General features: G+C 66.1%; 9 protein-coding genes. 5 read left to right on the forward strand and 4 right to left on the reverse strand.

All coding sequences use genetic code 11. The features are described 5' to 3' along the window. Positions 1–166: 166 nt before the first annotated feature. Positions 167–1,048, forward strand: coding sequence for an SDR family oxidoreductase (locus tag ABD791_RS05340; protein WP_345063046.1), 882 nt, complete (start codon positions 167–169; stop codon positions 1,046–1,048). A 410-nt stretch (positions 1,049–1,458) separates the two neighbouring features. Then, positions 1,459–1,887, forward strand: coding sequence for a hypothetical protein (locus ABD791_RS05345; protein ID WP_345063048.1), 429 nt, complete (start codon positions 1,459–1,461; stop codon positions 1,885–1,887). Positions 1,888–1,938: 51 nt separating this feature from the next. On the opposite strand, the gene ABD791_RS05350 is transcribed toward ABD791_RS05345, so the two are convergent. From ABD791_RS05350 to ABD791_RS05360, 3 genes are all read right to left on the reverse strand, one after another. Further along, positions 1,939–2,808: an LLM class F420-dependent oxidoreductase gene (locus ABD791_RS05350; protein WP_345063051.1), complete on the reverse strand. Its 870-nt coding sequence runs from the start codon at positions 2,806–2,808 to the stop codon at positions 1,939–1,941. 80 nt (positions 2,809–2,888) lie between these two features. Continuing rightward, a complete protein-coding gene (gene mnmA, locus ABD791_RS05355) occupies positions 2,889–4,049 on the reverse strand; it encodes a tRNA 2-thiouridine(34) synthase MnmA (RefSeq protein WP_345063054.1) in 1,161 nt (386 codons plus the stop codon). A 158-nt stretch (positions 4,050–4,207) separates the two neighbouring features. Further along, a complete protein-coding gene (locus ABD791_RS05360) occupies positions 4,208–5,395 on the reverse strand; it encodes a cysteine desulfurase family protein (protein ID WP_345063056.1) in 1,188 nt (395 codons plus the stop codon). A gap of 33 nt (positions 5,396–5,428) precedes the next feature. Here ABD791_RS05360 and glgX point away from each other — a divergent pair, with 33 nt between their 5' ends. The 3 genes from glgX to ABD791_RS05375 all read left to right on the forward strand — a co-directional run bounded on the left by glgX (position 5,429) and on the right by ABD791_RS05375 (position 9,014). Next, positions 5,429–7,543, forward strand: coding sequence for a glycogen debranching protein GlgX (glgX, locus tag ABD791_RS05365; protein ID WP_345063059.1), 2,115 nt, complete (start codon positions 5,429–5,431; stop codon positions 7,541–7,543). Further along, entirely contained in the window at positions 7,536–8,027 is a 492-nt protein-coding gene (ybaK, locus tag ABD791_RS05370) for a Cys-tRNA(Pro) deacylase (protein ID WP_345063062.1), read from the forward strand. The genes glgX and ybaK overlap by 8 nt, the downstream gene beginning before the upstream one ends. Before the next feature lie 63 nt (positions 8,028–8,090). Beyond that, complete coding sequence (locus ABD791_RS05375) at positions 8,091–9,014, forward strand: S1C family serine protease (RefSeq protein ID WP_345063065.1); 924 nt, start codon at positions 8,091–8,093, stop codon at positions 9,012–9,014. Positions 9,015–9,047: 33 nt separating this feature from the next. On the opposite strand, the gene glgP is transcribed toward ABD791_RS05375, so the two are convergent. Beyond that, positions 9,048–11,633: an alpha-glucan family phosphorylase gene (glgP, locus tag ABD791_RS05380; RefSeq protein ID WP_345063067.1), complete on the reverse strand. Its 2,586-nt coding sequence runs from the start codon at positions 11,631–11,633 to the stop codon at positions 9,048–9,050. Positions 11,634–11,702 lie beyond the last annotated feature (69 nt).

The raw sequence follows: 11,702 nt of genomic DNA on the forward strand, positions 1-11,702 counted from the left end.
GTGACTTCGGCGGCGTCCAGGTGATCGCGCGGCAGTTGTACGAGCGACATGGTTTCGTTTTCGAACGGGAGGACAGCATCGATGCCTTCATGGTGGCGCCGCAGCCGTTGCGCAGGTCCTCTTTCGCTCACGCGGCGGGCCGCGATGCGACACCTAGACTGACCGCATGCATGATGCAACCCTCGAATGGCCACTTGTCGCCGCCACCGGCATGACAGGAATGATCGGTCGGCGGGCGAAAGAGCTGTTCCCTGAGCTGGGCTGGGATTCTTTGGGGGTGGACATCACCGACCAGTCAGCGGTTGATGCCGCCGTAGCCAGCACGCGCGCCTCGGTCATCATCAATCTGGCGGCCTATACCGACGTCTCAGGTGCCAGGCAGCAACACGACGACATCGATGCACCCTGTTTCCGGATTAATGTCGATGGCGCCCGCAACCTCGCCGCTGCCTGCGCGAGGTCAGGAAAGCACTTCGTGCAGGTGTCCACCGACTATGTGTTCGAAGGAGACCGAGCGGGCCCCTACCTCGAGAGTGACGACGGTGATGCTCGAAGCGATTGGTACGGAGTCACCAAAAGCCTCGCTGAAGGCCTCATCAAGCAATCAGACGGAGGCTGGGCAATCGCTCGTTTGTCGTTTCCTTACCAGCAGCACTCCCAGCGCAAGACCGACATCGTTCGCCGCATCGGAGCGCAGCTGAAAACGGGCAGCATCTCAGCGATGTTCAGCGACCAAATCATCACTCCAACCTTCAGCGACGACGCGGTGGGAACACTGGCGCACATCGCCCGCACTCGAGCGCAGGGCGTGTTCCATGCGGTCGGACCCGAATGGCTTTCACCGCACCAGGTTGCGACTCGCGTGGCCGAGAGTCTCGGTCTCGACGCTGCGACAGTCCCATCGGGTTCGCTCAAGTCGTATGTCAACGCGGGCGGGCGCCCGTTCCCTCAGACGCTCAGAATGAGCAGTGAAGCGACGAAGTCTCTGTTGAACCAGCCAACGCACACCCTGAGCGAGGCCCTTCGGCTCCCGGGCTGGGTGTTTTGATCGTCAGCGATTCTCATCGGGCCGTGCTGCAGAACTGCGATGCCCCGCAATGGGTTCGACCGCGTGCCAGCAGATACCCCGGGCTGAAGCCGGCTCACTCGACGACCGGGCGCCCGCAGCCGATTCGTCGGAGCCCGCATGAAGGAACTCAGTGAAACGTCAGAACGGCTTGCTCTTCCGACGAGTGCCCACTGTCATGAGGCTCATCGGCCAGGGCGTCTTGACAGCGGCTCTGATCCTCTGTGACGTCGTGAAATCTGGGTCGGGCGGAGGTAACTCCTCATCGGTGGTGATGCCAGTTGTCATTCCGACCTCGGAATCAGATGCACCGTTGATCACTCCCGACCGGAAAACGCCCCAGCGACGCCGCGGCACGAGGGGCCTGACAAATTAGGGCCCGGCTTCGGGATGTGATCGGTGCGGTTCTCGTGTGGGTGCCGCTCACCGTTGTGGTCACGACGTTTCTTGCTTGGCGCCACAAGCTTCCCGAGGATCTTCCCCGCCAGTGGGGTGCCAATGGCGTTGCGTCGACGATGCCGACCTGGCTGTTTCTCACCGTCGCGCTCATGCTGACTCTCTGCGCGGCGATCGGTGCGACCCTTGCTCTCCCCGCTGGTGCGGCCCCCAACCGCCCGACGATCTACCTCGCGTCTGGGTGCGTAGCCGCAATCGTGGCCGGCATCTGGCTCGCAACTGTCGGGGTGACCGTTGCCGCGGGTGAACATGCGGTGCCTGAGATCGGCGGCTGGCCGCTCCTTGCCATCCTGGGTGGCGTCTACGGCCTGATCCCGTTCTTGCTGGCGCGCAGCGGAACCGTGCGCGACGAGACGATGGCGTAGCACGACGAGGCGAGTACACGACGAGGCGAGTACACACCGCGACCGGCGCGCTCAGATCACTGACAGGCGCGGCACAACCAGCTCGGTGACCCGCGCCACATAGCCGGCCGGATCGTCGCCGCGCGGTGACAACCAGACCTGGCCGATTCCCACCGCGGCATACGCCTCCATCAACATGAGGAATCCATCGACGTCGGCGAGCGGATCGAAGAACGACAGCATCGTGCGCGTGATCTCCGCCGGGTCACGGTTCAGATCGGCACAATGCCGATCGATCACCTCGAGCTTGTGCACGACGGCATCCAGGCCGAGATCGAACAGATTGCAGGCATCCGCGTACTGGGCAACGAGCCGCAGCGTCTTCTGCTCGCCCGAACCGCCGATCATGATCGGCGGCCGGGGCGATTGAAGGGGACGCGGGCTGCAGATCGTCTCGGCCAACTGGTAGTAGCGACCGTCGTACGGACCGTCGTTGTCGCTCCACATCTGCTCACAGATCTGAATCGCCTCCTCCAACCGACCGAAGCGTTCGGTCAGCGGCGGAAACGGAACCCCGAGCGCGAGATGCTCCCGTTCATACCAAGCGGCCCCGAGTCCGAGAAACGCGCGGCCTTCGGAGAGCACATCGAGCGTTGCGACGATCTTCGCGAGGAGCCCCGGATGACGATAGGTGACGCCGGTTACCAGCAGGCCGAGTTTCAGACGTGTCGTCTGCCCGGCGAGAAACCCGAGCGTCGTGTATCCCTCAAGCATCGGCTCGGTCGCCGGGGCCCTCCGCTCCATCTGAAACCAATGGTCCATGAGCGTCATCGTCGTACAGCCGCCATCATCGGCCGCGCGTGCCGTCGACGCGATCAGTTTCGACAACGAGCCAGGTGCCCCTGGATAGCTGAAGTTTGGGAAGTGGATAGCCAGCTTCATGCCCTCAGGTTAGACCTCAACCCGTCATCATCCACCCGTCTGCGAGCTGTGAAAGCTCACATGCGAACGACAGCGTCGGGCTAGGCCGACTGCGCCGCGACAGGCTGCAGTTCGAGCGGCAGCGCCGACACCGTGCGGTCGATCGTGCACTGACCGAGCACGCGTGTTCCGACGTAGACAACGGCGGTCTGCCCGGGTGCGACACCGTTCAGCGGATTGTTCGGCGTGATCTTCAGCTCGAGCGTTCCCTCGACACCGGTTGTCGCGGTCGTTGACACGACCTGTGCAACGGCCGGAACCGGGTCGGCGTGCGCACGAATCTGCACCTCGCAGTCGAATGCGACCTCTGGATTCTCCGGAGCGAGTCCGGCCCAGGTGAACTTGGTGCCGGCGATCTCGGCGATGTCGAGGGCTTCGCGCGGTCCGACAATGACCTCGTTGGTCTTCGGGCGCACCTCGAGCACGAAGCGCGGCTTGCCATCATTGGTCGGGAAGCCGACGCTGATGCCCTTGCGCTGGCCGACGGTGAACGCGTGAGCACCCTCGTGCTTGCCGATCACCTCACCGTTGCGGTCGAGCACAGCACCCTGTTCGGCGCCGACGCGCTCGGCGAGCCAACCGCGGGTGTCGCCATCCGGAATGAAGCAAATGTCGTGGGAGTCCGGCTTGTTCGCCACCGAGAAGCCGCGCTCGGCAGCTTCGGCCCGCACCTCGGCCTTCGACGGCGTCGCGCCGAGCGGGAACATCGAGTGCGCGAGCTGCTCTGCGGTGAGCACACCCAGCACGTAGGACTGGTCTTTCGCCCAGGCGGCGGCGCGGTGGAGTTCGTTGTTGCCGTTCGAGTCGGTCACGATGGTGGCGTAGTGCCCGGTCGCCACGGCATCGAAACCGAGGGCGAGCGCCTTCTCGAGCAGCGCAGCGAACTTGATGCGCTCATTGCAGCGCATGCACGGGTTCGGGGTGCGGCCGGCGGTGTACTCGGCGATGAAGTCATCGACGACGTCGAGCTTGAAGCGCTCGGAGAAGTCCCAGACGTAGTACGGGATGCCGATGATGTTCGCGGCCCGTTGCGCATCCATCGAGTCTTCGATGGTGCAGCAGCCGCGGCTGCCGGTGCGCAGGGTTCCGGGCATGCGGCTGAGGGCCAGATGTACGCCGACGACCTCGTGCCCCGCCTCAACGGCGCGGGCTGCGGCGACGGCGGAGTCGACCCCGCCACTCATTGCTGCTAAAACCTTCACCGGTTAAGTGTACGCGCGCCCGGCCGACGGTTCTCCCGCGCTCTTTCCGCGCGCACTCCACTCGCCGAGTTTGACCATTCCGGTCGAGGTACCCCGGTGCGCCGGGGAAAGTCGACCGGAAGTGTCAAACTCGGTGCCAGAAAACTCCGCGCAGGCGCTCAGAAGGTCGGCGTGCGGTCGGCCAAGCCGGCCCGAGATGCCTGCGCGTGGGCGGCGGGAAGCGCGGCCAGGAACGCGTCGACATCGGTGTCGGTCGACGTGCGGCCGAGGGTGATCCGCAGCGCTCCCCTGGCCTCGATCTCGCTGCGTCCCATCGCCCGGAGCACATGCGACGGCTCGGGAATTCCGGCCTGGCAGGCCGATCCGGTCGACACCGACACTCCGGCCGCGTCGAGCAGGAACAGCAGGGAGTCTCCCTCGCACCCGGCAAAGGTGAAGTGTGCGTTGCCGGCGATCCGGCCGGCCGGCTGCGGGTCGCCGTTCGAGACCGCTCCGGGAATCGAAGCCAGCACCCCGGCAACCAGGCGTTCACGCAACGCGGCAAGGCGCAGCTGCTCGCCGAGCAGATCCTTCGTCGCCGCAACCGCCGCAACCGCGAAGGAGACCGCAGCCGCCACATCCTGAGTGCCGCTCCGCACCTGCCTCTGCTGGCCGCCACCGTGAATGAGCGGAACAACCGTGGCCCGACGCGACAGAATCAACGCGCCGATTCCGACGGGACCTCCGATCTTGTGCGCCGAGATGCTGAGCGCCGAGACACCGGCTGCGGCGAGCGCCGCAAAGTCGATGGGGAGATGTCCGTAGGCCGAGACCGCGTCAACGTGCACCGGGATGCCGTGGGCCGCGGCGAGCGCCGCAACCTCAGCGATCGGCTGCACGGTTCCGACCTCGTTGTTGGCCATCAGCAGGGTGACGAGTGCGACATCACTGGGGTTGCTGGCAATCGCCTGCTCGAGTGCTGTCAGGTCGATGCGACCGAGTGTGTCGAGGGGAATCCATTCGACGTGGGCGCCTTCCTGCGCGGCAAGCCATTCGACGGTGTCGAGCGTGGCGTGGTGTTCGCCCCCCGGCACGAGGATGCGGGTGCGCGGTGCGCGGGCCCAATAGAGCCCCTTGATCCCCAGGTTGATGGCTTCGGTACCCCCAGCGGTGAACACCACTTCGATGGGGTCGCAGCCGACGCTGGCGGCCACGTGCTCGCGTGCTTCTTCGAGCATCCGTTTCGCGTTTTGCCCTTGGCTATGGATCGATGCCGGGTTTCCGACGACGGTCATCGCCTCCGCGTATGCGGCAATCGCCGCGGGGAGCATCGGTGTCGTCGCCGCGTGGTCTAGATAGACGGTCATTTCACACCTCTCACACTCATTACTCTAGAACGCATGAGTGCGGCCGATTCCCTGCGTAACCTCGGAGTGCGCCTCACCCCGTCCGGTGGTGAGCTGCGGGTCTGGTCCGAGAGCGCCGACGCGATCGAGCTGTGCATCTTCGACGACACCGATCCCCAGTGGATCGTCAAGACGGTTCCGATGACGCGTGATGCCCACAACGTTTGGCTGGCGAAGACACGCACGCTCTCCCCCGGCCGGCGCTACGGCATTCGGGTATCGGGGCCGACCGGACCCCGGCATGCCTTTCATCCCGAGCTGGTGCTGGTCGAACCGTACTCCCGCGGGGTGTCGCGCCTGAGTGCCGGTCGGCGGCACTCTGTCGTGGTTGACGGTGGTTTCGATTGGGCGGATGCGGTCAAGCCGGCGATCCCCCTCGACCACACCGTGGTCTACGAGGCGCATGTGCGCGGGATCAGCAAGCTCAATCCCGCAGTCCCGGCCGAATTGCGCGGCACCTATGCCGGTCTCGCTCATACGGCCACGATCGAGTATCTGAAAGATCTCGGCGTGACGTCGATCGAGTTGCTTCCCATTCAGACGTTTGTACCTGAGCAACGTCTGACCAAACAGGGTCTCGTCAACTACTGGGGCTACAACACCTTCAACTTCTTCACCCCCCATGCGCCGTACGCCACTGCGGCGGCGCAGGCCGAGGGGCCGGAGGCCGTGCTGCGGGAGTTCAAGGGCATGGTCAAGCTGCTGCACGAGGCCGGCCTCGAGGTCATCCTCGACGTGGTCTACAACCACACCTCAGAGGAGGGCCTCGGCGGCCCGGTGTCGAGCCTGCGTGGAATCGACAACTCGGCGTACTACCGCCAGGACGACACCGGCGCCTATCAGGATGTGACGGGGTGCGGCAACACCGTCGACTTCGGTCATGACGTCCCGCAACGGTTGGTACTCGACTCCCTGCGCTATTGGGCCAACGAGGTGCAGATCGACGGCTTTCGGTTCGATCTCGCCACCACGCTCGGTCGTGGCTCCGCCGGTGGTGACGGTGACGGCAGTTACGATCCGCACCATCCCCTCCTCGCCGCGATCCGCGATGACCCTGCGCTCGCCGGGGTGAAACTGATCGCCGAGCCGTGGGATGTCGGCCCCGGCGGCTGGCAGACCGGCAACTTTCCGCAGGGCTGGACAGAGTGGAACGACCGCTACCGTGATCGGATGCGTGACTTCTGGTTGCGCGACATCGCGGCTGCCCGCGCAACGGGCTCCGCGGGGAGCGGCATCGGGCGCTTCGCCACCCGGCTCGCCGGCTCCTCGAACACGTTCTCGATCGATCGCGGCCCCCTGGCCTCCCTCAACTTCATCACCGCCCACGACGGCTTCACCCTCGCCGATCTGACCAGCTACGACGTCAAGCACAATGTCGGAAACGGCGAGTCGAACCGTGACGGTACCGACAGCAACAACTCGTTCAACCATGGTGTCGAGGGCCCGACCGAGGATGTGGGCATCCTGCGCACCCGTCGCAAAGCGATGCGCAACCTGCTGGGCACACTGCTGCTCTCAGCCGGAGTGCCGATGCTGACGGCCGGCGATGAGTTCGGGCGTAGCCAGCGCGGTAACAACAACGCCTACTGCCATGACAGCGAGCTCACCTGGCTCAGCTGGAACAGGGATGACTGGCAGCACGATCTGCACCGCGTCACCCGGCGCCTGCTGCAACTGCGCCGCGAGAACCCGGCCCTGCGGCCCTCCCGCTATGGGCGGCCCGGTGAGAGTGTGCCCAGTGCCAGCCAGATGGACTGGTATGACGCCGACGGTGGGTCGATGTCTGAAGACGACTGGAACTCGCCCAGCCAGCGCACCCTGCAATACCTGGTCGCAAGCACCCCGGAGCACGAGGCCTTCAACCGGGTTTTGCTCGTCGTGCATTCCCTCGAACAAGACGTCACCGTCACCCTTCCCGCGCATGAGGGCGTCGCGTCGTACACCGCGCTCTGGGATTCGAACCGCGACACGGTGGAGCCCGAGTCCCGCGGCGCGCACTCCGACCAGCCGCGTTCACCGAAGCCGGGCGTGCTCGCGCCGGGTACCACGCTGATCGTGGCCGGCACCTCCATGCAACTCTTCCGAGCGAACGCGACGACCAGTGGCTAAGAAAACGGATGTTGGAGCCGGCACACCGGCCACCGTCGCGCTGACGAGGGCAGGCATCGCTTTCGTGCCCCACCTCTACGAACACGATCCGGCGGCGACGAACTTCGGTCTCGAAGCCGCCGAGAAGCTTGGGCTGGATCCCGACCGGGTGTTCAAGACGCTGTTGGCCGACGCCGATGGGATGCTCGTGGTCGGCATCGTTCCGGTGACGGGCCTACTCGACCTCAAAGCCCTGGCGCACGCCGTCGGTGCGAAGAAGGCGGTGATGGCCGACCCGAAGCTCGCTGAACGCAAGAGCGGCTATGTCGTCGGCGGGATCAGCCCGATCGGCCAGAAGACCCCGCTCACCACGGTCATCGACGAGACGGCCGAGCTGTCGGAGACGGTGTTCGTCTCGGGCGGGCGACGCGGCTTCGACATCGAACTGACGCCCGCCGATCTGGCAGGGGCGACGAACGGCACCTTCGCGGCGATCGCACGCTGAACCGAGGCTCTGCTGCGGGCGAACGCGGGGCGCGATTCGCTCAGACGTGACGAGAATTGGAGCATGGCCGAAGACGAGGCGCTCGACGCCTACTCGCGAACCGTCGTGCGTGTGACTGAGCTGCTGCTCCCCAGCGTCGCGAGCCTCGCTGTGCAGACCGCTCGCGGGATCGGCGCGGGGAGCGCCAGTGTGATCACTGACGACGGGTTTCTGCTCACCAGTGCTCACGTCGTCGCCGGAGCACGGCAGGCAGTTGTCTCGTTTGCCGACGGCACCCAGCGCGATGCCGATGTGGTGGGCCGTGACTCTCTGTCGGATCTCGCCGTTCTGCTCGCACGCGGTGGCTGTCCCCCGCCCGTCGAGTTGGGCGACGCCGCTACCCTCCGGGTGGGTCAGCTCGTTGTTGCTCTCGGCAATCCCCTGGGACTTGCCGGCAGTGTGACGGCGGGGATTGTGTCGGCGCTCGGCCGGTCGCTCCCGACCGCATCCGGTCGGGTGATCGACGAGGTCATCCAGACTGACGCCTCGCTCAATCCCGGCAACAGTGGCGGGGTCCTGGCCGATGGCACGGGACGCATGATCGGCGTCAACACCGCGGTCGCCGGAATCGGCCTGGGACTCGCCGTCCCCATCAATGCGACGACGAAGGGAATCATCGACACCCTGATGACGTCCGGCCGCGTGCGCCGAGCCTGGCTGGGCATCGCGGGCGCCGAGATCGTGCTCAGCCCCGAATTGGCCGCCCGAATCGGCTCACCGACCGGACTTCAGGTCGCCGGAGTGTCGGCGGCCAGCCCGGCCGAGGCTGCCGGCATCCATCCGGGTGACATTGTGGTCGAACTCGATCGCCAGCGCATCGTCACAACCACCGCGGTGCAACGCCTGATGGTCGAAGATGCCATCGACCGCCCGATCGAGATCACCCTGTGGCGCAACGGAGCCCTCGTCGACGTCATCGCGGTGCCGAGGGAACTCCCCCGAGAGTGAGTGCTCCCCCGAGAGTGAGACGCGGGCGCCCGGTCAGCTCGCGACGGCCACCAGGCCCATCTCGGCCGGAGATACCAGCAGGTCGTGGCGCGGAAGCACGCGCACGGTATAGCCGAAGCCCCCTGCACTGTTCAGCAGAACCGTGCCGGTGAACAGGAACGGTCCGTTTCCGGTCACCGCATCGGGGGCGGCATCCGGGTCGGCGCCGCGCGCCATCGTCAAATCGGCCGTGTGGGTGTCACTCAGCTCGTCGCCCAGTTGGCTCCGGCCATAGACGACCTGCACCGTGACATCCGTGGGCTGCAGCCCGTTCAGCTGCACATGGGCGCGCAGGTGCAACTCGTCGCCCACCTGCGGCACAGCGGCCACTCCGCCCGATTCCACATGACTGACCACCACACCGGGCCAGGCGGCACTCACACGCTGCTTCCACGCGGCCAGCTCGCGCGCCGCCCGGTAGCCGTCACGCGACAGTCTCGCCTCTGACCGAGCGGCGGGCCGGTACAGCTTCTCCACGTATTCCCGCACCATCCGGTCTGCGGAGAGCTCCGGCGACAGACCGTCCAGGGTGTGACGGATGGCGGCCACCCACCGAGTCGGCACCCCGTCGGCACCGCGGTCGTAGAACGGCGGCGCCACCTGGTGCTCGATGAGGTCGTAGAGTGCTTCGGCCTCCAGGCGGTCCCGCTCGGCCGAGTCGCCGGCGGCATCCGCTGAGGGAATCGCCCAGCCGTTCTTGCCGTCGTAGTATTCGGGCCACCAGCCGTCGAGGATCGACAGGTTCAACGCTCCGTTCAGCGCCGCCTTCATGCCCGACGTGCCGCAGGCTTCGAGCGGGCGCAGCGGATTGTTCAACCAGACGTCGGTGCCGGGGTACATCAGCTGCGCCATCGCGATGTTGTAGTCGGGAAGAAATGCGATCCGTCCGCGCACCGCCGGGTCGGCGGCGAACTGCACGATCCGCTGAATCAACCGTTTTCCCTCGTCGTCGGCCGGATGCGATTTGCCGGCGATCACGATCTGAATCGGATGCTCCGGGTGCGTCAGCAACGCGCGCAAGCGTTCGGGGTCGTGCAACATCAGGGTGAGTCGCTTGTAGGTCGGCACTCGGCGGGCGAACCCGATCGTCAGCACCTCAGGGTCGAAGACTTGGCCCAGCCAGGTCGGCACGATGCCGCCGGGATTCTGTTCACGCCACGCGGCGGCCAGTCGCAGCCGCACATCGTCGACGAAGGCACGGCGCATGGTCGACCGAACCGTCCAGAGATCCTGATCCGAGACGGCGGCGGAAGCCCAGTCGGCCGTCGACGTATTGCTGGTTCCCAACCGGCTCTCAGCCAGCGCGAGAAGCGCCGGGTCGGTCCAGGTGGGCGCGTGCACGCCGTTGGTGATCGAGTCGATCGGCACCTCAGACTCGTCGAAGCCCGGCCACAGTCCCTTGAACATGCGCCGGCTCACCTCGCCGTGCAGGCGGGAGACGCCGTTGGCGTGTTGTCCGAGACGCAAACCCATCAGCGCCATGTTGAACACGTCTGGTGCCCCGTCGGCCGTCTCAGCGCCGAGGGCGAGCAGATCGTCGACGTTCACTCCGGGCAGCAGATCTGTTTCGAAGTACCGGCGGATCAGGGGCACAGGAAACCGGTCGATCCCCGCGGCGACCGGGGTGTGGGTGGTGAAGACGGTGCCGGCCCGCGCCACCTGGAGCGCCTCCTGAAAACTCAGCCCCTCGCCGACCAGGCTCGAGATGCGTTCGAGGCCGAGGAAGCCCGCGTGCCCCTCGTTGGTGTGGAACACTTCGGGCTCCGGATGCCCCGACAGCTCAATCCAGCGTCTGACCGCGCGTGCCCCGCCGATGCCCAGCAGCAGCTCCTGCAGCAGCCGGTGCTCACCGCTCCCGCCGTAGAGCCGATCGGTGACCTGACGCAGGTCGTCGTCGTTTTCGGGGATGTCGGTGTCCAGCAGCAGCAGGGTGATGCGCCCCACCTGCGCCTGCCAGATTCTGGCATGCAGGGTGCGGTTGTCCGGCAGGGCGAGCGTTACAGGCACGGCTGAGCCGTCGGGACGCCGCGCCACCGAAAGCGGCAGGCCGTCCGGATCGAGCAGCGGGTAGCTTTCCAACTGCCAGCCATCGGCGGAGATCGCTTGACTGAAGTAGCCGGCCCGGTAGAACAGGCCGACGCCGATCAGCGGCACCCCGAGGTCTGAGGCGCTCTTCAGATGGTCACCGGCCAGAATGCCGAGGCCGCCCGAGTATTGCGGAAGCGCGGCGGCGATCCCGAACTCGGGCGAGAAGTAGGCGATCGACGCCGGCTTCTCCCCCTCCAGCTGCTGGTACCACCGCGGGTTGTCCAGGTAGGCGCGCAGGTCGTCCCGCAACGCAGCCACGCCGGCCACATAGTCGGCATCACCGGCGAGCTCTTCAAGGCGGGCCGGATCGACGCCGCCGAGCAGGGCCGTTGGATCATGCCCCACCTCGCGCCAGACATCCGGAGAAATGTGCTCAAACAGCTGCCGGGTCGGTTCATGCCACGACCACCGCAGATTGCCGGCCAACTCTTCGAGCGCAGCCAGCGCCGGGGGCAGAACTGCACGGACTATAAACTTGCGGATCGCCTTCACGGCTCCACCCTACGGGCGCAATGTGTCGAATGTGTAGCGTGTCGGATGCGTACGGTGTCGATCGGGTTA

The organism is Glaciibacter kafniensis, from assembly GCF_039538945.1.
Taxonomy (GTDB): Bacteria; Actinomycetota; Actinomycetes; order Actinomycetales; family Microbacteriaceae; genus Cryobacterium; species Cryobacterium kafniensis.